We start from the raw sequence: 21,845 nt of genomic DNA, 5'->3' as shown, positions 1-21,845 counted from the left end.
CGCCAGATCGCGCGCCACCTGCGCGCTGTTCACCCGGAACCGGCTGGGCACCTGCACCGCCACGGGCACCCGGTTTTGCATGAAGATCCACCGCGCCGGATCGGCCCGGTTGGTATCGACGATACAGGCGTGATGGCGCAGATCTTGTGGCGTTGCAGGCGCAGGCCGCAAGGCAAGGTAATCGGGGCTGGCCACCAGAACCGACCCCACCTCGCCCAGCTTGCGCCGCTTCAAGGTGCTGTTGCCGCCAAAGCCGACGCGGAAAGCCAGATCAATCCCCTCTGCCGCCAGATCGACATGCGCGTCAGACAGGCGCAGATCAATGCTTAAGGCCGGGTGCAGCGCTGCAAATTCGGCCAGCATCACCTGCACATGACGCTCGCCGAAATTCACCGGGGCCGAGATGCGCAAGGCCCCGGTAAACCCGCGCGAGCCTTCGCTGACCTCGGCCAGCAGGCTGTCCAGCTCCTCCAGCAGCGCAGGCGCGCGGGCCAGCAGCACCTCGCCCGCCGTGGTCAGGCCCAGCTTGCGGGTGGTGCGCTGGAACAACCGCACCCCCAAGCGCGCCTCCAGCTCGGCCACATGTTTGGAGGTGAGGCGGTTCGACACGCCCAAACGCTCTGCCCCGGCGGTGAAAGACCCGGTTTCCGCCGTGGCGGCAAAGGCGCGCAGCCCATCCAGAAGATTCATGGCATTCAGAACACTATGGCGAAAGTCATTCGCCATCTTCGCCATATCATTCCGGGCCGGCAAGCCCCATCTTGCCCCCAAGAAAGGGGACATATCATGCTTGACCTCACCCGCCTGAAAGACAGCCTCAAGACCTCGGACAAGATGCCCTTGGTGTTTTTGGGCCATGGCAGCCCGATGAACGCCATTGAGGATAACCCCTATGCCAAAAGCTGGGCCGCCCTGGGGCAAAACCTGCCGCGACCGCAGGCCATTCTGGTGGTTTCGGCGCATTGGATGACGCGCGGCACCACGCTGGTATCGGTGAACGCAAAGCCCGAAACCATCCATGATTTCTACGGCTTCCCGCCCGAACTGCACGCGATGCAATACCCCGCCCCCGGCGCGCCCGAGATGGCGCGCGAGGTGGTGACCATGCTGGCCAGCCACCACGCCGAGGAGGACGAGACCTGGGGTCTCGATCACGGTGCCTGGTCGGTGCTGGCCTCGATGTATCCTGAGGCCGATGTGCCGGTGTTCCAACTGTCGATCGATATGAGCGCCGACCTGCCGCACCACCTCGAAATCGGCCGCGCCTTGGCCGATCTGCGCCATCGCGGCGTGCTGATCCTGGGATCGGGCAATGTGGTGCATAACCTGCGCGCCATGCGGTTTGGCGGCAAGCCCTATGACTGGGCCATCGAGTTCGACGCCTATTTCGCAGACCGGCTGAGCAACCGCGATCACAAGGCGATTGCCAACCGCGCGCAACTGGGCGGGCTGCTGCAAATGGCACATCCTTCGCTGGATCACTACCTGCCCGCGCTGACCATTGCGGGCGCGTCAGATGCCAGGGACCGGCTGATCTACATGAATGACAGCATCGACATCGCCTCGGTCTCGATGCGCAGTTTTGTCTATTACTGACAGGGGGTTATCATGCTGGTGAACGGGGTTTGGACTGCCGATTGGGACCCGGTGCAAAAGGCCGATGCGCAGGGGCGCTTTGTGCGCCAGACCTCCAGCTTTCGCAACTGGATCACGCCCGATGGCGCAGCCGGACCGACGGGCGAGGGCGGCTTCAAGGCCGAGGCCGGGCGCTATCGACTGTATGTCGCCTATATCTGCCCCTGGGCCTGCCGCACGCTGATGGCGCGGGCGCTGAAGGGGTTGCAGGATATTGTGCCGGTGACGGTGGTGAACCCGCGCCTCAGCGATCAGGGCTGGCAGTTCGGCGGCTATGAGGGGGCGGACGAAGACCCGGTCTTTGGCGCCCGCTATCTGCATGAAATCTATACCAAAGCTGACCCGATTTACACCGGGCGTGCCACGGTGCCGGTGCTGTGGGACATGCAGCGCAATGTGATGGTGAACAATGAAAGCGCCGATATTCTGCGCATGTTCGACAGCGCGTTTGACAGCATTGCCCCGGCCACGCCGCGTCTTTGCCCGCCCGATCTGGCCCCGCAGATCGAGGGCTTTGCCCCGCGCCTGTATGATCTGTTCAACAATGGCGTCTACAAGGCCGGGTTCGCCAGCACGCAAGCCGCTTATGACGAGGCGGTGGCCGGGGTGTTTACCCAGCTGGACGAATTGGAGGCGATGCTGGAGGGCGAATTCCTGCTAGGCAATCGTTTGACCGAGCTGGATATTCGGGCCTTTGTCACCGCGATCCGCTTTGATGCGGCCTATCACGGGCTGTTCAAAACCAACCTGCGGCGGGTGGCGGATTACCCGAGGATCAGTGCCTGGATGGCGCACATGCTGCGCCAGCCCTGCATTCGCGAGACGGTGAACATGGATCACATCATCGCCGGATATTACAGCATCAAGGCGCTGAACCCCAAGGGCATCCGCCCCGCGCCCCCGGCGCATGTGAGCGCGCTTTTGGCCGGGTGAGGCGCGGGAAATCGTAATGTATACATGTATACATCAGGCTGGGCAGAGCATTGCCCAGCCAAATTGCGCCGCCAAGATCACCGCCACCAGCCCCACGGCCAGCGACCCCAGATCCTTGGCGTTTCTGGCCATTTCCGACCAGCCGGGCGAGAGGTGATCGACCACCTCCTCCAGTGCGGTGTTCAGCGCCTCGACCGCCAGAAGCGCCAGAACCAGCATCCCAAAGGTGAGGATCTGACCGACCGACGCCCCTCGGATGCCCAAGGCCGCCGTGCCCAGCAGCCCGGCCGCCACCTCTTGCCGTGCCGCGGATTCGCGCAGCAGGCGGCGCAGGCCTTGCAGGGAATATCCGGCTGCATCCATCAGATGCAGCAAGCCCTTGCGGGGTGGCACCACCTTGCGTTCATTATTCATCACATCGCGCCCTTCTTGCGGCAGGGCGAGGTGAGATCGAGCCCGTCGCCGCGCACCGCCGTTTGAATATCCATCAGCCCTAGCACGGTGTGGAACAGGTTGTCATGGCTGACCGGGGCTGCGGTCTCTTGCGCCAGACAGCTTGCATCAACGCCCAGCGCTGTCTGGAAGCGGTCGGACAGCCACAGCACGAAGGGCACATGGGTCTGCACATCGGGCGCCATGAAGCGCGGCGCGGCGTGCAGATACAGGCCGCCTTCGCCCAGCGACTCGCCGTGATCGGACATGAACAGCACGGCGGGCAGAATGCCGGTTGCCGCCTGCGCCCGGTCAATGGCGGCGGCCACGACCCGATCCGTTTGCAGGATCGAATTGTCATAGGCATTCACGATCTCCTCGGGCGTGCAGTCGGAGAACTGCGCGCTGCGGCAATCGGGGGTGAAGGTGGCGCGGGCTTGCGGATAGCGCAGGTAATAGGCCGGGCCATGGCTGCCGATCATATGCAACACCAACACCGTGTCGTCTTTCATGGTGGCAATCGTGCGGTCGATCACGGTCAGCAGCGCCTCATCGGTGCATTCGCCTTCGGCGCAGGCGGCGGGGTTCAGGGTGGCATCCACCTTGGTCCAGCCGATGCGCTTGGCCACCACCTGATCGCCGGTGTTATTGTCCCACCATTCCACCTTCATACCGGCATGGGCCAGCACATCCAGCAGGTTTTCCGAGCCGAGGAACTTTTGCCGCGTGTAATCTTCCGCCGCAAAGGGTGAGAACATGCAGGGCACCGAGACGGCGGTGGAGGTGCCGCAGGAGGTGGCCTGGGTATAATTGAGGACGCCCCGCGCCCGTAATTCCGGTGTGGTATCGCGGGCATAGCCGTTCAGGCCGAAATTCTGCGCCCGCGCGGTCTCGCCCACGAACAGGATCAGCAGCGCGGGCTTTTCGGCCGCCAGGAGCGCCGGGCCCTTGGTCGCATCGCGGCCCAAAGGCTGTGCCACGATCTGCGCGCCACGGAACTGGTCCTTGCCATATTTGAACACCGCCGCGAGGGTCGCGCCGGGCTGATAGGCCCCCATCATCTGCTTTTGTTCGCGGATCACGGCCGAATAGGCTTTGAAATCGGTCAGCAGAAAGCCCACGGTCAGAGCAAAGCCCACCGCAATGCCCAGCGGCCAACGCCACAGAAGATGGCGGAACGGCACCGGCACCAGACGCGGCCAGAAGATCGCGGCGGCGGGCAGCACGCCCTTCAGCAGCATGGTTTGCACATAGCCAAGTGTAATGAGGTGTTTCGATTCCGTGAAAGTGGTTTGCATGATGTTGCGCACCATCTCGCGGTCGATCAGCACGCCGAGCGTATCCTGATAATAGGAGGCCGCCGCCGAAATCAGGATCAGCAGCGCCGCAGCCGGGCGGTGCAGCACTGGCAAGCTGACCAGCGAGAGGGTGAAAAACGTCACCGACCAGACCGCCGCCGCGATGCCCAGAAGCTCCAGCGGGGCGCCTTTGAAAATGCCCGCCGCCGCCGACCAGAAGCCGCCGTTGCAGATCGCCATGATCCAGGTGGCGACGGTGATATTGAGCGCGAGCGGCGTGATGTCGGGCCGGCGCCACAAAGCGGGCGCGGCATGCGGAATGGCAGTCATGTGAGGATGTCCAATGGCCGGTCAGTCGGCGCGTTTCTTGCCGTCGATCATGGCGGTGATCAGGTTTTCGCGGTGGCGCCAGCTTTCATACAGCACGCCGCAGAGGTGAAAGGCCGCCAGCACCAGAATGAGGTTGGCCGCAATCTCGTGCAGCTCCTCCAGCGCGGCGCTGCCCCAGAACAGGTCCGTGGTCTGCAACCAGCCGGTCAGCGCGGTGGTGCCCACCACGGCCAGCAGCGCCAGGATCATCGCGCCGCCCGCAGGGTTATGGCCCAGATGGCGGGCCTCCTCGCCACGCCAGAGCGAGGCCAGATAGGCCAGCACCGCGCGCGGGCCGCGCACGAAATCGGCAAAGCGGGCATGGCGGCTGCCGATGACGCCCCAGACAAGGCGAAAGGCAATCAGCCCGCCCGCCACATAGCCAGAGGCCTGATGCAGGGTCTTGGGGCCATCCTCGCCGGTCAGCCAGCAGGTCGCGATCATGACCAGCAACAGCCAGTGGAACCCGCGTTGCAGCGGGTCCCAGACCTTCACCATCGGCTCAGTCGTCATGGCCGACGATTTCAAAGGTTTTCGGGTCGATGAAGACCTCTTGCTTGGCGCCATCCTTGTCGGTGCCATAGACCTCATAGCAGCCGTCTTCGGTCTTGATCTGGGCGATGGTCCAGCCCTTCGCCGTCAAATCGGCGGTCAGATCGGCCTCGGTCCGCCATTCGGCTTGCGGCACGGTGCAGCGCTCTTCGGCCCATGCGGGCAGGGTGGCCGCGCCGAGGGCGAGGGTGGAAAGAACAACGAGTTTACGCATCCGGCTCTCCTTGGGTTTGATGCCATGCCGCCCTTATGGTGGCCCCAACCTTGCAGCAGGCTTACAGGATCGCGGAATTTGCACTTGGGCGCGCGCGGGCCTAGGATCGCGGGCATGAGATTGCTTTTGGTGGAAGATACGCCCGATCTGGCCCGCGCAGTGCAGGAGTTTCTGCGCGGCGAAGGCCATGCTGTCGATCATGCCGCCACGCTGGATGAGGCCGGGGCGGCCATGGCGGTGGCAGAGTATGCCTGCGTGATCCTGGATCTGGGCCTGCCGGATGGCTCTGGGCTCACGCTGTTGCGCAACCGCCGGGGCGCGGGGGATCGCACGCCGGTGCTGATCGCCACGGCGCGCGACCAGATCAGCGACCGCATCGCCGGGCTGGATGCCGGGGCGGATGATTATGTGGTGAAGCCCTTTGACCTGCGCGAGCTGTCGGCGCGCATCCGCGCCCATGCCCGGCGCGGGCAAGGGGCGCCTGCCAATCGGCTGGCGGTGGCCGGGCTGGAGGTGGACCGGGCGGGCGCAAAGGTCTGGCGCGCGGGCGAAGAGCTGCGGTTGACGGCGCGGGAATGGTCGCTGTTCGAGGCGCTTTTGGGGGCGCGGGGCCGCATCCTTAGCAAGCCCGCGCTGGAGGAGGCGCTTTATGCCTTTGACGACACGATCGAGGGCAATGCGGTGGAGGTTTACGTTTCGCGCCTGCGGCAGAAACTGGGACCGGGCGTGATCGAGACGCGGCGGGGCTTGGGGTATATGATCGCATGAGCGCGTCTCGCCCCAGATGGTCGCTGGTCGGACGGCTGACGCGGCATGTGCTGGCGACGGTGGCTGCGGGCTGGATCGCCACCATGGGTCTCGCGCTTTGGGCGCTGACCCATGAAATGAACGAGATGTTCGACGAGGAGATGGAGAAGGTGGCCGAGGTGACGGCGCTTCTGCTGGATTCCGCCGAACATGGCCATGGGCGCGATGCCATTCCGCGCGCATTGGGCCTGTCGCCCGATGATGGCGAGCAGATGATGCGCATCTATCCCGAACATGGCACGCCGCCGCTGGCGCCCTGGCCTGCCATGGCGGAGGATGGCTTTGCCGAGGCGGAGGGCTGGCGCGTCTATCGGCAGACGGCGGATGAGGCGGTGATCGAGATCGGCCACAGCCGGGCCTGGCGGCGCGAAGAGGTGCTGGAGGCGGGCAGCGCCTTTGTCGTGCTGCTGCTGCCGCTGCTGGCGCTGGTGGTGCTGCTGGCGCGCCGGGTGGTTTTGGGGGCCCTGCGCCCGGTGGGGGCCTTTGCCGATCAGGTGGGCGCGCGGCGCCCCGATGATCTGTCGGCGCTGCCCGATGCGGGCCTGCCGCGCGAGATGCAGCCGCTGGCGCAGGCGCTGAACCTCTATCTGGATCGCATCGCGGCGCTGCGAGTGGCCGAGCGGCATTTCGTGGCGAATGCCGCGCATGAGCTGCGCACGCCGCTTGCCACTGCGCGGGCGCAGCTGGAGTTGGGCGGCAGCGCCGCCGCCCCTGCCGCCATTGCCACGCTGGACACCCTGACGCAGCGGGTGGAGCGGCTGTTGCAGCTGGCGCGCACCGAGGCGGGTCTGGGCCAGCATCGGGGCGAGACCGATCTGCTGCGGGTGCTGCCTCTGATCGTGGAGGAGGTGGCGCGGCAAACCGGGGTGAAGGCGCGGCTGGACGATGGCGACCTGACCGCCCTGCCGCTGCGCGCCGATGCCGATGCGCTGGCCATCCTGCTGCGCAACCTGCTGGAAAACGCGGTGCAGCATGGCACGGGCGAGGTGCGGCTGCGGCTGGAGCCTGCGGGCGTTTTGAGTATTTCCAACGCCGTGGCCGAGGGCGCAGCCTTCCGCCCTGCCCCGTTTGAGCGGCGCGAGGGCTCGGGCGGGATGGGCCTTGGCCTGTTCATCGCTGAAACGCTGGCGCGCGATCTGGGGCTGGTGCCGGAATGGCGGATCGAGGCGGGCCGCGCCACAGTGCGCCTTGATTTTGCCGCGCTCAGGCCCTGAGCGGCGGCTATCCAAAACCGGCATGACGCACTAACCTGCGGCAAAGATTGGCGTTGTTCGGGGTTTCGATGATCGCTCCTGTTCTTCTCTGCGGCGGCTCTGGCACGCGGCTCTGGCCCCTGTCCCGCAAGGGCTATCCCAAGCAATTCGTGCCGCTGACCGGGACGGAAAGCCTGTTCACCGCCTCGGCGCGGCGTCTGGCCGGGCCGGGCTTCGCGGCGCCGGTGGTGGTGACCGGATCGGATTTCCGCTTTATCGTGACGGAACAGCTGCTGGCAGCCGGGATCGACCCCGGCGCCATCCTGATCGAGCCTTCGGCGCGCAATACTGCCCCCGCCGTGCTGGCCGCCGTGCTGCATGTGGCGGCCACCGACCCCGAGGCGCTGCTGCTGGTCGCGCCTTCCGATCACGCGATCTCCAACCCGGAGGCCTTCCGCGCCGCCGTGGCGCGGGGCGTGCCTGCCGCGCAGGCGGGGCAGATCGTCACTTTTGGCATCACGCCCACTCACCCGGAAACCGGCTATGGCTGGCTGGAGCTTTCGGCGCCGGCGGGCGCGGCTGCCGTGCCGCTGACCCGCTTTGTCGAAAAGCCCGACCTGCCGCGCGCCGAGGCCATGCTGGCCGCCGGAAACTTCCTGTGGAATGCGGGGATCTTCCTGTTCTCGGCCCGCAGCATGCTGGAGGCCTTCCGCGCCCATGCCCCAGCGCTGCTGCCTCCAGTGGAGGCTGCCGTGGCGGGCGCCCGCGCCGATCTGGGCTTTTTGCGGCTGGAGGCTGCGGCCTGGGAGAAGGCCGAGGCGATCTCGGTCGATTATGCGGTGATGGAGCGCGCGCCGAACCTGTCGGTGGTGGCCTATGATGCGGGCTGGAACGACCTTGGCGGCTGGGACGCCGTGGCGCGCGAGATGGGCGCCGATGCCGCCGGAGTTTCCACCTCGGGCGAGGTGACGGCGATTGATTGCGCCGACACGCTGCTGCGGTCAGACAGTGACGGGGTGGAGCTGGTGGGCATTGGCCTCACCAACATCATCGCAGTGGCCATGAATGACGCCGTTCTGGTGGCTGATCGCCGCCGCGCGCAGGATGTGACACGCGCGGTCGACGCGCTGAAGGCCAAGGGCGCCCGCCAGGCCGAGGCCTTTCCGCGCGATCACCGCCCCTGGGGCTGGTTCGAGACGCTGGCGCTGGCCGACCGCTTTCAGGTGAAGCGCATCACCGTGCATCCCGGTGCGGCGCTGTCGCTGCAAAGCCATTTCCACCGCTCGGAACATTGGATCGTGGTATCGGGCACCGCCCGCGTGACGATCAATGACACGGTGCAACTGGTGACCGAGAACCAGTCGGTCTACATCCCCCTAGGCGCCAAACACCGGATGGAAAACCCCGGTCAGGTGCCGATGGTGCTGATCGAGGTGCAAACCGGCGCCTATCTGGGCGAGGATGACATCCTGCGGTATGAGGATGTCTATTCCCGGGGTCAGGGCGCCAAGGGCTGAGCTTCACGCGCGGGCGGCAGTCTGCGCCCGCGCGTGAAGCTGCCTCAGTTGCTGTGGCCAGCATGGGGATCGGCGGGGGCCTCGGCCCCGGGGTTCATGCTGCCGTGGTTCATCTTGGAATGATCGACGCCATCCGTGGGATCGACCATGAATTCCACCTCCACCCGGCCCGCCTGTTCAAAGATCAGGGCGGCGGGCACCATGTCGCCTTCCTTGAGGCTTTGGGTCAGGCCCATCAGCATCACATGCATGCCGCCGGGCTCCAGCACCACGGTATCGCCTGCCGGAATCTCCAGCACCTCCAGATGGACCATGCGGGCCACGCCATCGGCGCTGGTTTCCGTGGTGTGGATCATGGCTTTCTGCGCGGCGGCGGTCTCGATCCCGATCAGACGGTCGGCCGAGGCGCCCTCATTGGCAATCGCCATATAGCCCGCCGCCGATTTCGCGCTGGCGGCAGGTTGCGGGATATTGGGGTGAATGATCTCCAGATCGCCGCTTTTCACGCTATGCGCGGCGGCGGCGGTCGAGATCATCAGGGCGGCCATCAGGCCAAGGAACAGTTTCATCACAGGTCTCCGGTGGGTCAGCCGACGGGGCTGAACTGGGCGCGACGCGGCAAGCCGGGCGCGACGGGGGAAAAAGGGCAGGATTGGCAGAAAAGCGGGGCGGCGCTGTCAGGCCACAGGGGGCGCGCGCAGGGCATGCGCCGGGTCCAGCACGGCACGGATGGCGCGGCTTTCGCGCGGGGCAACCTGCACCGCCACAAAGGCCAGATCGGCAGGCCGGGCGGTGGGGCTGGCGGGCGGAAGATCGGCGCCGCCGGTCAGATGGCAGACCGGGCAATCATCATCCGGCACGCCATCGCCATTCAGATCGGCGCAAATCTCGGCCAGGCCGCCCATCTGGGCGATGATCTCCAGCTGCGCCTGCTGGGCCGTGGGCATGCGATGCGCGAAGCCGGTCGCGGCAAGCGCGAGGGTCAACACGCCCACAAGGGCCAGCCACATGATCCGCATCCGGTGCATCATGGGCACAGGCTTGGCCCATCACCGGGCGAAAATCAACCCGCCACGCTGTCGCATCCTGGCAAACCCTTCGGCTTGCATCGGCTATCCTGACCCCGGGAATCAGGAGGGCGAAGATGCAGCGATTGCAGGGCAAACGCGCGCTGGTCACGGCGGCGGGGCAAGGGATCGGCCGCGCCTCGGCGCTGCGCATGGCGGCAGAGGGGGCAGAGGTCATCGCGACCGACATCAACCCTGCCCTGCTGGCCGATATGGAGGGCGTCACGCCGCGCCCGCTCGATGTGCGCGATACGGCGGCGATCGCGGCGCTGATGGCCGAGGTCGGCCCGGTGGACGTGCTGTTCAACTGCGCGGGCATCGTGCATGCGGGCACCGTGCTGGAGGCGAGCGAGGCGGAATGGGATCTGGCCTTTGATCTGAACGTGAAGGCGCAGTTCCGCATGATCCGCGCCGTGCTGCCCGGCATGCTGGCGCAGGGGGCGGGCTCGATCATCAACATGTCTTCGGTCGTGGGGCCGAAAAAGGGGCCGGTGAGCCGCGCCGTCTATGCCGCCTCCAAGGCCGCCGTGGTGGGGCTGACCCGCGCCGTCGCCGCCGATTACGTCACGCAAGGCATCCGCTGCAACGCGATCTGCCCCGGCACGGTGGAGAGCCCCAGCCTGCACGAGCGCTTGCGCGCCACCGGCGATTACGAGGGCGCGATGAAGGCCTTTGTGGCGCGTCAACCCATGGGGCGTCTGGGCCGGGCCGAGGAAATCGCGGCGCTGGTCTGCTATCTGGCCGCCGACGAATCCGCCTTCACCACAGGCACCGAACATGTCATCGACGGTGGCTGGACCACTTGAGCCAGCCCGGAAAGGAAATTGCCATGAAACTCGTTCGTTACGGCGCGCGCGGCGCCGAGAAACCCGGCATGCTGGATGCCGAAGGGCGCCTGCGCGACCTCTCGGCCCATGTGCCGGATATTGCGGGGTCCGTGCTGGCCGATCTGGACCGGCTGCGCAGCATCGACCCCGAAAGCCTGCCGCTGGTTGAAGGCTCGCCGCGCATTGGCGCTTGCGTGGGACAGGTGGGTAAATTCATCGGGATCGGCCTGAATTACTCTGACCACGCCGCTGAAAGCGGCATGGCCACCCCGCCCGAGCCGGTGATCTTTGCCAAATACACCAGCGCCATCTGCGGGCCGCATGATCCGATTCTGATCCCGCGCGGCTCGGTGAAAACCGATTGGGAGGTGGAACTGGCCTTCGTGATCGGCAAGCCCGGCAAATACATCGCAGAGGCCGACGCGCTAAGCCATGTGGCGGGCTATTGCGTGGTCAATGACGTGTCCGAGCGCAGCTTCCAGACCGAGCGGTCGGGCCAGTGGTCCAAGGGCAAATCCTCTGACAATTTCGGCCCCACCGGCCCCTGGCTGGTGACCGCCGATGAGGTGCCGGAGCCGAACAACCTGCATATGTGGCTGACGGTGAATGGCGAGAAGATGCAGGACGGCAGCACCGCCACGATGGTTTATCAGGTGCCTTTCCTGATCTCCTACCTGTCGCAATTCTTCACGCTGCATCCGGGCGACATCATCACCACCGGCACCCCGCCCGGCGTCGGCATGGGGCAAAAACCGCCGCGCTACCTAAAAGCGGGTGATGTGGTGGAGCTGGGGATCGAGGGCCTGGGCGTGCAGCGGCAAGTCTGCGAGGATGATGCGTGAAGGATGGGGGCGCTGCCCCCAAACCCCCGGGATATTTATATCAGGTTGAACATGACTGGATTTCAACCTGATGCAAATATCCTCAGGGGGTGAATGGGCCGCATGGCCCAGAGGGGGCGCGAGCGCCCCCTTTCTGTCAGTCCGGCTCGGAATGACTGGCCTCTGCCACAAGCCAATCGCGCAGCGCCATCAGCGGCGGAAGGTCGGCGCGGTCTTCCGGCCAGCACAGGTGATAGGCGCCGTCGCTGCGCAAGGGTAGCGGCAGGGCGGGCAGTAGAAGCCCGCGTGACAGCTCGTCCTGAAACAGGAATTCGGGCAGCAGTGCGATGCCCAGCCCAGCCATCGCGGCGGCGGCTAGGGTATCGAATTGGTCGAACAACAGGCCATGCACATGCTCGGCATCGGCGCCGTGATGGCGTAGCCAGACCTCCCAGGCATCGGGGCGCGAGGTGAGATGCAGCAGCGGCGCCCTGCGCAGGTCGGGGGCAGCGGCAAAGGCATATTCGGTGCGAAAAGATGGGGCACAGACCGGCAGCACGCTTTCGCCCATCAGCCGCACAGAGCCTGCGCCGGGCCAATCTGGCTTGCCGAAATGCAGCGCCGCATCGACGCCTGACCCTGTAAAATCAAAGGCCTCTGCACGAGTGATGATATTCACCTGCACCGCAGGCCAAGCCGCCATGAACCCCGGCAAGCGCGGCAGCAGCCAGCGCGCGGCAAGGCTGGGCGGCGCGGCCAGCGTGAGCGTGCCGCCCATGGGATTCGCGCGCAGGGTCAGGGAGGCGGCCGAGATTTTCGCCAGGGCCTCGCGCACCTCGCGGGCATAGGCGGCGCCCCCGGCCGTCAGGCGGATGGTTTGCTTTTCGCGGTGAAACAGCGCCACGCCGACCTGTTCTTCCAGCGCGCGGATCTGGCGCGACACGGCGCTTTGGCTCAGCGACAGCTCTGCCGCCGCGCGGGTCACGGAACCGGTGCGCGCCGCCGCCTCGAAGGCAGAGAGCAGCGGCAGCGAGGGCAGAAAGCGGCGGGGCGCGCGCATGTCATTCCCAATCAGAATGAAGTCTTGCAGAATTCTGGATAGCGCGGGCCTTCGGCGCAGGCAAGAAAAGCCTGAGGTTTGCAGAAAGGCCGCGCCATGTTTTCCGACCCGCACTCGCATGGGCTTTGGGCGATCACCGCGCCGCCCGCCCCGGACACCACGCCATTGCAGGGCGAGGCTGCGGCGGATGTGGCGGTGATCGGCGCGGGCTATACCGGGCTTTCCACCGCGCTGCATCTGGCCGAGCGCGGGCTGCGCGTGGTGGTGCTGGAGGCGGCGGAGATCGGGTTCGGCGGCGCCGGGCGCAATGTGGGTTTGGTCAATGCGGGCATGTGGGTGATGCCCGAGGCGCTATGTGCAGGTCTGGGCGATCACTTTGGCAACCGGTTGATTGACCTGCTGGGCGACGGGCCGCGACAGGTGTTCGAGCTGATTGACCGGCACGCGATTCCCTGCGAGGCCGAGCGGCAGGGCACGCTGCATCTGGCCGTGGGCGCCAAGGGATTGGCCGAGATCACCGAACGCGCGCGGCAATGGCAAAAGCGTGGCGCGCCGGTGGAGGTGCTGAGCGCCGCGGCGACAGCGGCGAGGCTGGGCACCTCGGCCTATGCCGGCGCGCTGCTGGATCGGCGGGCGGGCACCATTCAGCCGCTGGCCTATGCGCGGGGCCTTGCGCGGGCGGCGATTGCAGCGGGAGCGGTGATGCATACGCGCAGCCCGGCTCTGGGGCTGGCGCGCGCCGGTGCGGGCTGGCGGATCGCCACGCCGCAGGGCGTTTTGCGGGCGAAATCGGTGGTGATGGGCACGGATGCCTATGGCTCTGGCCCGGTTTTCCCGGAAATCCGCACGCAGCAGGTGCATCTGCCCTATTTCAACTTTGCAACCGAGCCGCTACCTGCCGATCTGTTGGCGCGGATCACACCCGGGCGGGAAGGCTGTTGGGATACGCGCGAGGTGCTGACCTCGTTCCGGCGCGATGCGGCGGGGCGGCTGGTGTTTGGTTCGGTGGGCGCCTTGCGCCGGGGCGGGGCTGCGGTGCATCGGGCTTGGGCGCAGCGCGCGATGGCGCGGCTGTGGCCCGAGTTGAAGGGCGTGCGGATCGAGGCGGCCTGGTATGGGCAGATCGGCATGACCGCCGACAATCTGCCGCGCTTTCACCGGCTGGCCGAAAATGTGATCACGGTTTGCGGCTATAATGGCCGAGGCATTGCGCCGGGCACGGTGTTTGGCAAGCTGCTGGCCGGGGTGGTGGCGGGCGAAGTGGCGGATGCCGATCTGCCGCTGCCGGTGACCACGCCGCAGCCCGCCGGGCTGAGGCGCCTGCGCGAAGGCTGGTATGAGGCCGGGGCACAGCTGGCGCATCTGGCGGGCGCGCGGCTGTGAAAAACGGTCGGCCTGACGGAGGGCGGAAAAGGAAAAGCACGGCTTTTCCCCGCCCGATTTGGGAACCCCACCGCAAAACCGGCGCAGCCAACGCACCATAGGCCCGTGCCGACCCGGCGGGAGCGAAGCGCCCGCCGCCCGGAGGGCGGCGCTCGTCGGCGGCTTTGGGCCACCGGCCCAAACGGCGCTGCGTGACCTCGGCGATGGCCTCGGGCATATGGCACAAATCTGCCCTTGCGCCCCCCGCCGGGGCGGCCTACACAACCCGGAATAGCTTGTTGGGGCGCCCCGTGCGGGGCTGAGATGTGCAAGGCACAGCACCCATCGAACCTGATCCGGGTCATGCCGGCGCTAGGGAACGAGCCATGCCGTGCCTCTGTCTCGGCCAGACTTATCCCCCTTTCGCCCTGTGGCCCCAACCTTTGTGGGGTGACTTATGGCGGCGATAGCCTTGACCATTGCAGGGTCCGACAGCGGCGGGGGCGCGGGCATTCAGGCCGATCTCAAGGCGTTTTCGGCCCTGGGCTGCTATGGCGCCAGCGTGATCACCGCGATCACCGCGCAGAATACGCGGGCGGTCACGGCGGTTGAGGCCGTCTCGCCCGCGATGATCCGGGCGCAGATTGCGGCGGTGTTCGACGATCTGGCGGTGGGCGCGGTGAAAATCGGCATGCTGGGCAGCGTGGCGACGGTGGAGGCGGTGGCCGACGCCTTGCAGGCCGCGCTTGCCACCCGCCCGGTGCCGGTGGTGCTGGACCCGGTGATGGTGGCAAAATCGGGCGATGCGCTGATCGAGGATGACGCCTTGCAGGCGCTGAAAGCGCGGCTGCTGCCCATGGCCACCCTGCTGACGCCCAACCTGCCCGAGGCCGCGCGGCTTGCTGGCACCACGCAGCCCGAGCCGCAGGCATTGCGCGCCATGGGGCCGCAATGGGTGCTGCTGAAGGGCGGCCATGCCGAAGGGCCGATCTGTCTTGACCAGCTTTGCGGCCCGACGCTGCACCGTTTCACGGCACCGCGCCTGCCAACCCGGAACACTCATGGCACGGGCTGCTCGCTCTCGGCGGCGATTGCGGCGGGCTTGGCGCAGGGACTGGCGATGCCCGAAGCTGTGGGCCGCGCGCATGACTGGCTGCATGGCGCGATCAGGGCGGCGGATGGGCTGGGCGTGGGTTCGGGCCATGGGCCGGTGCATCACTTCCACCAATGGTGGCAGGCATGAGCGACTTCACCATATACGGTGCGGGTGTCATGGGGCTCTGCGTCGCGACCGAGCTGATGGCGCGCGGCGCCTCGGTCCGGCTCATCGACCCGGCGCAAAGCGGCGGCGCGGCCTGTTCTTGGTGGGCGGGCGGCATGTTGGCGCCGTTTTGCGAGTTCGAATCCGCCGAGGAGCCCGTGCTGCGCCACGGGCAGGCGGCGATGGATTGGTGGCAACAGCACACAGCCGTCACGCGGGCGGGCACGCTGGTTCTGGCGCTTGGCCGCGACCGGGGCGAGTTGGCGCGTTTTGCCCGCCGCACCCATGGCGCCGTGGCGGTGAACGGGCCAGACATCGCGGCGTTGGAGCCGGATCTGGCCGGACGCTTTGATCAAGCGCTGTTCTTCGGCGCCGAGGCGCATCTGAACCCGCGCCCCGCCCTCGCCGCGCTGCGGGCAGGCTTGCAGGCCAAAGGCGCACAGTTTGGCGGCGACGCGCAGGGCCAGATGATCGACTGTCGCGGCCTTGCCGCGCGCGATGTGCTGCCCGATCTGCGCGGCGTGCGCGGCGAAATGCTGGTGCTGCGCCAGCCCGAAATCGCGCTGGCCCGCCCGGTGCGGCTGCTGCATCCGCGCGTGCCGATCTACCTTGTGCCGCGCGGGGACGGGGTGTTCATGCTGGGCGCCACGATGATCGAAAGCGACCGGCGCGGGGTGGTCACCGCGCGCTCGGTGCTGGAACTCCTCAGCGCCGCCTATGCGTTGCACCCGGCCTTTGGCGAGGCCGAGATCTTGGAAACCGGCGCCGATGCGCGCCCCGCCTTTCCCGACAATCTGCCGCGCATCGGGCGCGTGGGCGACCGGCTTTATGCCAATGGCCTGTATCGCCACGGGTATTTGCTGGCCCCCGCCGTGGCGCAGCAATTGGCCGACCATATCACCAATGGATCAAGACCGGAGTTCTGGCATGAAACTGACGATCAACGGTGAGCCGCGCGACAGCGCCGCCCCCACCCTCGCCGCATTGCTGGAGGCCGAGGGGCTGGGCACCGCCCGCGTGGCCACCGCGCTGAACGGGCAATTCGTGGCGGCCGGGCTGCGGGCGCAGACCGCGCTGGCGCCGGGCGATGCGGTGGAGATTGTCGCACCGATGCAGGGGGGCTGAGCCATGCCGGTTTTCTATGGAACCGAGGTGGCCTCGCCGCTGATGCTGGGCACGGCGGGTTATCCCAGCCCGGCGATTCTGGCCGAGGCGTTTGCACTGTCTGGCGCGGGCATTGCCACCGTCAGCCTGCGGCGCGAGGCGGGCCATGGTCTTGGGGGCGGGCAGGATTTCCTGCGGCTGGTCGAGGGTTTGGGCGTGCGCCTGCTGCCCAATACCGCCGGTTGCCATACGGCCAGGGAAGCCATCACCACCGCCCAGATGGCGCGCGAATTGCTGGGCACCGACTGGATCAAGCTGGAGGTGATCGGCGCGACCGACCTGCTGGCGCCGGATGTTTTCGCACTGGTCGAGGCGGCGGGCGAGCTTTCGGCGCAGGGTTTCAAGGTGTTTCCCTATTGCACCGAAGACCTGTCGGTCTGCGAACGTCTGCTGCGCGCGGGTTGCGAGGTGCTGATGCCTTGGGGCGCGCCGATTGGCTCGGGCCTTGGGTTGGCGCATCCGCAGGGCCTGCGGGCGCTGCGCGCGGGTTTTGCCGAGGTGCCGCTGGTGGTGGATGCAGGCATCGGCCTGCCCAGCCATGCGGCGGCGGCGATGGAGATGGGTTTTGACGCCGTGCTGCTGAACACCGCCGTCGCCAAGGCGGGCGATCCGGCGCAGATGGCGCGCGCCATGGCGCTGGCGCTGGAGGCCGGGCGCGCCGCTCACCGCGCCGACCCGATCGAGCCGCGCCAGATGGCCGTGCCCTCCACCCCCGTCATTGGAAAGGCCTTTCTCGCATGACCCTGCCGCGTTTCTACCCGATTTTTGACAGCGCCGCCTGGGTGGCGCGCAGCCTTGCCTGCGGGGTCAAGCTGGTGCAACTGCGCCTGAAATCCGAAGATACCGCGCTGCTGCGAGCCGAGATCAGCGCCGCGCAGGATATGGCGCGGGCGCAGGGTGCGGCGCTGGTGGTGAATGACCATTGGCAGCTGGCCATCGAGCTGGGCTGCGATTGGCTGCATCTGGGGCAGGAGGATCTGGACGGCGCCGACCTGCCCGCCATCCGCCGCGCCGGGCTGCGGCTGGGGGTTTCCACCCATGATGAGGGCGAGCTGGCGCGCGCCCTGTCGGTGCGGCCCGATTATGTCGCCTTGGGTCCGGTCTGGCCCACGATCCTCAAGCAAATGCCCTGGGCGCCGCAGGGGCTTGCGCGGGTCAGCGACTGGAAGCGCGAGTTGGGCGCGGTGCCGCTGGTGGCGATTGGCGGCCTCACGCCCGAGCGTGGCGCGGCGGCGCTGGCGGCGGGGGCGGATGTGGTCTCTGCCGTGACCGACATCACGCTGAACCCCGACCCGGAGGGCCGCATGGGCGCGTGGCTCAAGGTGACGGCATGAACCGCCATGCCCGCCAGATGATCCTGCCCGAGGTGGGCGCCGAAGGGCAGGCGCGGCTGGCCCGTGCCTATCTGGTGATCGTGGGCGCCGGGGGGCTGGGCTCGCCTGCGCTGATGTATCTGGCCGGTGCCGGAATTGGCCGCCTGACGGTGGTGGACCCCGACCGGGTGGAGGCCACGAACCTGCACCGCCAACCCATCCATGCCGGGCGCGAGGGCTGGGGCAAGGCCCATTCCGCCGCCAGTTTCATCGCCGCGCTGGACCCGCGCGTGGAGGTGCAGGCCCTGCCCGAGGCGCTGACACCGGCCAATGCGCCCGCGCTGGTGGCGGGCGCCGATCTGGTGCTGGATTGCGCCGACAGTTTCGCGGTGAGCTATACGCTGTCGGATGCCTGCCTTGCGGCGGGGGTGCCGCTGATCTCGGCCTCCGCCTTGGGCCTTTCGGGGTATTGTGGCGGGTTTTGCGCCAGCGCCCCCTCGCTGCGCGCGCTGTTCCCCGATCTGCCCGATCGCGCGGCCAGTTGTGCCACGGCGGGCATTCTGGGGCCTGTTGTCGGCATGCTGGGCGCGATGCAGGCACAGATGGCGCTGGCGGTGCTGCTGGGCCTTGCCCCCTCGCCCATGGGGCAACTGGTCACGCTGGGGCCGGGCCTCCGCTGGGGCGGCTTTCGCTTCGATACCGCGCCCGAGCCTGCCAGCGGCCTGCGTTTCATCGCCACCAGCCAGATTGCCCCCGGCGATCTGGTGGTGGATCTGCGCGACGAGGCGGCGCAGACCGTGACCCCCGGCGCCCTGCGCGCCCTGCCCCCTGCCCTGCCACCGGGGCGGCTGGTAATCGCCTGCCGCTCGGGCCTGCGGGCCTGGCGCGCGGCGCAAACCCTTTCGCATCCCGACATCGTTCTTTTGGCTACCGGAGACTGACGCCATGACCCTTCGCCTTCCCGCCCTGACCCTTGCCGCGCTGCTGGCGGCCTCGCCCGCGCTGGCGGCCGACAAGCTGACCCTCATGCTGGACTGGTTCATAAACCCCGATCACGCCCCAATCATCCTGGCGCAGGACAAGGGGTTCTTCACCGAGGCCGGGCTGGAGGTGGAGATCATTGCCCCCGCCGATCCCGCCGACCCGCCGCGCCTTGTGGCGGCGGGCAAGGCCGATCTGGCGGTGGGATACCAGCCGCAACTGCATTTGCAGGTGCATGAGGGGTTGCCGCTGCTTCGCGTCGGCACTTTGGTGGGCATGCCGTTGTCTTGCGTCATGGTGCAGGCCGATGGGCCGGTGCAATCCATCGCGGATCTGAAAGGCCGCAAGATCGGCTATTCGGTCGCGGGGTTCGAGGAGGCGACGCTTTCGGTGCTGCTGGCCAAGGCCGGGCTGAAACTCTCGGATGTGGAGATGGTGAATGTGAACTGGTCGCTCACCCCCTCGCTGATGTCGGGGCAGGTGGAGGCCACGCTGGGCGCCTTTCGCAATTTCGAGCTGAAACAGATGGAGCTGGCCGGTGGCAAGGGGCGCTGCTTCCATGTGGAGGAAGAAGGTCTGCCCGCCTATGACGAGCTGATCTTTCTGGCCAATCGCGACAGCCTGAACCGGGATGAGGTCGCGCGCTTTATGCAAGCCATTGAAAAGGCAACGCATTACATGCTGAACCACCCGGAGGAAGCCAAGGCCACCTTCGCCGCCCATGCCCCCGATCTGGGCGATGCGCTGAACACGGCGGCGTGGGAGGATACCTTTGGCCGCTTTGCCGTGTCGCCCGCCGCGCTGGATGAGGGCCGCTATGCAAGGTTCGAGACCTTCCTGCTGGAGGCCGGGCTGATCAAGGACATCCTGCCCGTCAGCCAGCTGGCGCTGGATGTGGGGGCGGCGCAATGAGCTATGGCAAGGCCTTTGGCCTGTGGCGGGGCGCCTGCCCCGGCCCCTGGGCCGATTACACCCGCCATGCCTTTGTGCAGGGCATGGCGGATGGCAGCCTGCCGCGCGCGCAGTTTCTGGATTATCTGGTGCAGGATTACCGCTTTCTGGTGCATTTCAGCCGGGCCTGGGCGCTTGGCGTGGTGAAGGCCGACACGCTGGCCGAGATGCGCGCCTGTTCCGCCACTGTCCATGCACTGTTGGAGGGCGAGATGGCGCTGCATGTGCGGCTGTGCGCCGAGGCGGGGATCCCTGCCGAGGCGCTGGAGGCGGCGCAGGAGGCCACCGGCACGCTTGCCTATACCCGTTTCGTGCTGGAGGCGGGCTATTCCGGCGATTTCCTCGATCTGCTGGCGGCGCTGGCGCCGTGCTGCATGGGCTATGCCGAGATCGGCGCAAGGCTGGCGGTCGAGGCCGCGCCCGACACGCCCTATCGCGACTGGATCGAGACCTATGCCGGCGCCGAGTATCAGCAAACCTGCCGCGAGGTGGGCGCGCTGATTGATGCGGCGGTTGCGCGGCGGCTTGGCCCGGCGGCAGAGACCCTGCCGCGCTGGCACAGCCTCAGCCAGCGCTTTGCCACCGCCACCCGGCTGGAAGCCGCCTTCTGGGTGCAGGGATGAGCGATTGCGGGCTGGAGGGTTCGGCGCCGGGCCTGTTCGGCCCGCTGCGGCTTGATCTGCCGGAAGGCTGCGTGACCTGCCTGCTGGGCGCCTCGGGCGTGGGGAAATCCACGCTGCTGCGGTTGCTGGCGGGCTTGCCAACAGGCGTTGTGTTTGAGGGGCAAGTGCAGCGCCTGCCCGCCGCGCTGATGGCGCAGGAAGATGGGTTGCTGCCCTGGTTGAGCGTGGCGCAGAACGTGACGCTTGGCGCGCGGCTGCGTGGCGAAAGGGCGGCCGATCCGGCGGCGCTGTTGGCGGCGGTGGGGTTGGCGGGGTTCGAGGCGCGCCTGCCCGGCACCCTCTCGGGCGGCCAGCGGCAACGGGTGGCGCTGGCCCGCACCCTGGCCGAGGATCGCCCGCTTGTGCTGCTGGACGAGCCGTTTTCGGCGCTGGATGCCCGGCTGCGGCTGGAGATCGGCGCGCTGGCGTTGCGGCTGCTGGCCGGGCGGCGGGTGCTGATCGTGACGCATGACCCGGCCGAGGCCGCGCGGCTGGGCGACCAGATCCTGATCCTGACCCGCGCAGGCCTGATGCCGCATCCCGCGCCCAAGGGGGCCGTGCCGCGCGCCCATGACGCAGGCGAAGTTCTGGAGGCGCAGGCCGCACTGATGGAAAGGCTGTTGGCATGAAGGGACTGGCGCTTGCACTGCTGCTTTGGCAGGCGGGGGTCTGGGCCACCGGCCTGCCGCCCTACCTGCTGCCCGGCCCTTGGGCGGTGGGGCAAGCCTTGGTCGCCCATCGTGGCGAATTGGCCCCCGCCACGGCCCTGACCGGGGCGGCGACGCTGATCGGGCTGGCGCTTGGCGCTGGCCTCGGCGTGGCCTTGGCGCTCATGATGGCGGCCTGGCCCCGGCTGGGCCGGGCCTTCGCGCCGCTGCTGATTGTCAGCCAAAGCATCCCGGTCTTTGCTCTGGCCCCGATTTTGACGCTGTGGCTGGGCTTTGGCATGGCGCCGAAACTGGCGATGGTGGTGCTGATCACCTTTGCGCCGGTGGCGCAGGCCCTGCATGACGGGATGCGCGCCATGCCCACCGCGCGGGCCGATCTGGCGCAGGTGATGGGGGCGTCGCGCCGCGCGGTGCTGTGGCATCTGGCGCTGCCCGGCGCGCTGCCGCAGCTGGCCTCGGGCCTGCGTCTGGCGGCGGTGTATGCGCCCTTGGGGGCGGTGATCGGCGAATGGATGGGGGGCGCGCAAGGCTTGGGCGCGCTGATGCTGCATGCCAATGGACGGATGAAAACCGACCTGATGTTCGCGGCGCTTCTGGTGGTGATCGCGCTGGCGCTGCTGCTGCAAGCCGTGGTGAACCGGGGCTTGCAGAACGCGTTGCGGCGGCGCGGATTTGAGTGTTAGCCCAACCGCAGCGCCAGATGCCGGGCTAGGGCGCCCACATTCTGCGGCTCCAGAATCGAGAGGTGGTCGCCCGGA

At 67.5% G+C, this 21,845-nt stretch carries 26 protein-coding genes and 1 riboswitch; of the genes, 18 read left to right on the top strand and 8 right to left on the bottom strand.

What is annotated here, in order from left to right; genetic code table 11:
- Positions 1–690 (bottom strand): LysR family transcriptional regulator (locus JNN06_RS05425; protein ID WP_291238576.1); only part of this gene is annotated, 690 nt, incomplete at its 3' end.
- Between the two features lie 96 nt (positions 691–786).
- Between JNN06_RS05425 and ygiD the strand changes: the two genes are divergently transcribed.
- Both ygiD and JNN06_RS05415 read left to right on the top strand, forming a co-directional pair.
- The gene (ygiD, locus tag JNN06_RS05420) at positions 787–1,596 is read left to right on the top strand and encodes a 4,5-DOPA dioxygenase extradiol (RefSeq protein WP_291238575.1); all 810 of its coding nucleotides are present in this window, start codon (positions 787–789) and stop codon (positions 1,594–1,596) included.
- Between the two features lie 12 nt (positions 1,597–1,608).
- Positions 1,609–2,568: a glutathione S-transferase C-terminal domain-containing protein gene (locus tag JNN06_RS05415; protein ID WP_291238574.1), complete on the top strand. Its 960-nt coding sequence runs from the start codon at positions 1,609–1,611 to the stop codon at positions 2,566–2,568.
- A gap of 33 nt (positions 2,569–2,601) precedes the next feature.
- Here JNN06_RS05415 and JNN06_RS05410 read toward each other — a convergent pair whose 3' ends face one another.
- Genes JNN06_RS05410 through JNN06_RS05395 form a run of 4 tightly spaced genes read right to left on the bottom strand, consistent with a single transcriptional unit; the run spans position 2,602 to position 5,433 of the window.
- On the bottom strand, positions 2,602–2,982 hold the full coding sequence (locus tag JNN06_RS05410; RefSeq protein ID WP_291238573.1) for a diacylglycerol kinase: 381 nt from the start codon (positions 2,980–2,982) through the stop codon (positions 2,602–2,604).
- Positions 2,982–4,628: a sulfatase-like hydrolase/transferase gene (locus tag JNN06_RS05405; protein WP_291238572.1), complete on the bottom strand. Its 1,647-nt coding sequence runs from the start codon at positions 4,626–4,628 to the stop codon at positions 2,982–2,984. The genes JNN06_RS05410 and JNN06_RS05405 overlap by 1 nt, the downstream gene beginning before the upstream one ends.
- Before the next feature lie 21 nt (positions 4,629–4,649).
- On the bottom strand, positions 4,650–5,180 hold the full coding sequence (locus JNN06_RS05400) for a cytochrome b/b6 domain-containing protein (protein ID WP_291238571.1): 531 nt from the start codon (positions 5,178–5,180) through the stop codon (positions 4,650–4,652).
- The gene (locus JNN06_RS05395; protein ID WP_291238570.1) at positions 5,170–5,433 is read right to left on the bottom strand and encodes a PepSY domain-containing protein; all 264 of its coding nucleotides are present in this window, start codon (positions 5,431–5,433) and stop codon (positions 5,170–5,172) included. The genes JNN06_RS05400 and JNN06_RS05395 overlap by 11 nt, the downstream gene beginning before the upstream one ends.
- 114 nt (positions 5,434–5,547) lie before the next feature.
- On the opposite strand from JNN06_RS05395, the gene JNN06_RS05390 reads away from it, so the two are divergent.
- From JNN06_RS05390 to JNN06_RS05380, 3 genes are all read left to right on the top strand, one after another.
- Positions 5,548–6,201, top strand: coding sequence for a response regulator transcription factor (locus JNN06_RS05390; protein WP_291238569.1), 654 nt, complete (start codon positions 5,548–5,550; stop codon positions 6,199–6,201).
- Positions 6,198–7,454 (top strand): HAMP domain-containing sensor histidine kinase, encoded by a 1,257-nt coding sequence (locus tag JNN06_RS05385; RefSeq protein ID WP_291238568.1) that lies wholly within the window; start codon positions 6,198–6,200, stop codon positions 7,452–7,454. The genes JNN06_RS05390 and JNN06_RS05385 overlap by 4 nt, the downstream gene beginning before the upstream one ends.
- A 68-nt stretch (positions 7,455–7,522) precedes the next feature.
- A complete protein-coding gene (locus JNN06_RS05380) occupies positions 7,523–8,950 on the top strand; it encodes a mannose-1-phosphate guanylyltransferase/mannose-6-phosphate isomerase (protein WP_291238567.1) in 1,428 nt (475 codons plus the stop codon).
- A 44-nt stretch (positions 8,951–8,994) separates the two neighbouring features.
- Here the strand turns inward: JNN06_RS05380 and JNN06_RS05375 are convergent, their stop codons facing one another.
- Positions 8,995–9,519, bottom strand: coding sequence for a copper chaperone PCu(A)C (locus tag JNN06_RS05375; RefSeq protein ID WP_291238566.1), 525 nt, complete (start codon positions 9,517–9,519; stop codon positions 8,995–8,997).
- Positions 9,520–9,627: 108 nt separating this feature from the next.
- On the bottom strand, positions 9,628–9,960 hold the full coding sequence (locus JNN06_RS05370; protein ID WP_291238565.1) for a hypothetical protein: 333 nt from the start codon (positions 9,958–9,960) through the stop codon (positions 9,628–9,630).
- Between the two features lie 134 nt (positions 9,961–10,094).
- Between JNN06_RS05370 and JNN06_RS05365 the strand changes: the two genes are divergently transcribed.
- On the top strand, positions 10,095–10,823 hold the full coding sequence (locus JNN06_RS05365) for an SDR family oxidoreductase (protein WP_366812484.1): 729 nt from the start codon (positions 10,095–10,097) through the stop codon (positions 10,821–10,823).
- A gap of 23 nt (positions 10,824–10,846) precedes the next feature.
- On the top strand, positions 10,847–11,686 hold the full coding sequence (locus tag JNN06_RS05360) for a fumarylacetoacetate hydrolase family protein (protein WP_291238564.1): 840 nt from the start codon (positions 10,847–10,849) through the stop codon (positions 11,684–11,686).
- A gap of 136 nt (positions 11,687–11,822) precedes the next feature.
- Here the strand turns inward: JNN06_RS05360 and JNN06_RS05355 are convergent, their stop codons facing one another.
- Positions 11,823–12,725 (bottom strand): LysR family transcriptional regulator, encoded by a 903-nt coding sequence (locus JNN06_RS05355; protein WP_291238563.1) that lies wholly within the window; start codon positions 12,723–12,725, stop codon positions 11,823–11,825.
- Between the two features lie 96 nt (positions 12,726–12,821).
- On the opposite strand from JNN06_RS05355, the gene JNN06_RS05350 reads away from it, so the two are divergent.
- From JNN06_RS05350 to JNN06_RS05300, 11 genes are all read left to right on the top strand, one after another.
- Positions 12,822–14,108, top strand: a complete 1,287-nt coding sequence (locus JNN06_RS05350; protein ID WP_291238562.1) for an FAD-binding oxidoreductase — start codon at positions 12,822–12,824, stop codon at positions 14,106–14,108.
- Positions 14,109–14,377: 269 nt separating this feature from the next.
- Positions 14,378–14,483: riboswitch (TPP riboswitch) on the top strand.
- Between the two features lie 61 nt (positions 14,484–14,544).
- Positions 14,545–15,330, top strand: coding sequence for a bifunctional hydroxymethylpyrimidine kinase/phosphomethylpyrimidine kinase (gene thiD / locus JNN06_RS05345; RefSeq protein ID WP_291238561.1), 786 nt, complete (start codon positions 14,545–14,547; stop codon positions 15,328–15,330).
- Positions 15,327–16,298 (top strand): FAD-dependent oxidoreductase, encoded by a 972-nt coding sequence (locus JNN06_RS05340; RefSeq protein ID WP_291238560.1) that lies wholly within the window; start codon positions 15,327–15,329, stop codon positions 16,296–16,298. Before thiD ends, JNN06_RS05340 begins: the two co-directional genes overlap by 4 nt.
- Positions 16,276–16,473 (top strand): sulfur carrier protein ThiS, encoded by a 198-nt coding sequence (gene thiS / locus JNN06_RS05335; protein WP_291238559.1) that lies wholly within the window; start codon positions 16,276–16,278, stop codon positions 16,471–16,473. The genes JNN06_RS05340 and thiS overlap by 23 nt, the downstream gene beginning before the upstream one ends.
- Positions 16,474–16,476: 3 nt before the next feature.
- Positions 16,477–17,253, top strand: coding sequence for a thiazole synthase (locus JNN06_RS05330; RefSeq protein ID WP_291238558.1), 777 nt, complete (start codon positions 16,477–16,479; stop codon positions 17,251–17,253).
- A complete protein-coding gene (locus JNN06_RS05325) occupies positions 17,250–17,846 on the top strand; it encodes a thiamine phosphate synthase (RefSeq protein WP_291238557.1) in 597 nt (198 codons plus the stop codon). The genes JNN06_RS05330 and JNN06_RS05325 overlap by 4 nt, the downstream gene beginning before the upstream one ends.
- Positions 17,843–18,766: a HesA/MoeB/ThiF family protein gene (locus JNN06_RS05320; protein ID WP_291238556.1), complete on the top strand. Its 924-nt coding sequence runs from the start codon at positions 17,843–17,845 to the stop codon at positions 18,764–18,766. Before JNN06_RS05325 ends, JNN06_RS05320 begins: the two co-directional genes overlap by 4 nt.
- A gap of 4 nt (positions 18,767–18,770) precedes the next feature.
- The gene (locus JNN06_RS05315; RefSeq protein WP_291238555.1) at positions 18,771–19,718 is read left to right on the top strand and encodes an ABC transporter substrate-binding protein; all 948 of its coding nucleotides are present in this window, start codon (positions 18,771–18,773) and stop codon (positions 19,716–19,718) included.
- Positions 19,715–20,380, top strand: a complete 666-nt coding sequence (gene tenA, locus JNN06_RS05310; RefSeq protein WP_291238554.1) for a thiaminase II — start codon at positions 19,715–19,717, stop codon at positions 20,378–20,380. Before JNN06_RS05315 ends, tenA begins: the two co-directional genes overlap by 4 nt.
- The gene (locus JNN06_RS05305; protein WP_291238553.1) at positions 20,377–21,048 is read left to right on the top strand and encodes an ATP-binding cassette domain-containing protein; all 672 of its coding nucleotides are present in this window, start codon (positions 20,377–20,379) and stop codon (positions 21,046–21,048) included. Before tenA ends, JNN06_RS05305 begins: the two co-directional genes overlap by 4 nt.
- Positions 21,045–21,770, top strand: a complete 726-nt coding sequence (locus JNN06_RS05300) for an ABC transporter permease (protein WP_291238552.1) — start codon at positions 21,045–21,047, stop codon at positions 21,768–21,770. The genes JNN06_RS05305 and JNN06_RS05300 overlap by 4 nt, the downstream gene beginning before the upstream one ends.
- Positions 21,771–21,845: the final 75 nt, after the last annotated feature.

The sequence above is a fragment of the Gemmobacter sp. genome (assembly GCF_016792925.1).
Classification (GTDB): domain Bacteria; phylum Pseudomonadota; class Alphaproteobacteria; order Rhodobacterales; family Rhodobacteraceae; genus Gemmobacter.
This window is presented reverse-complemented; position numbering and strand designations above follow the sequence as displayed.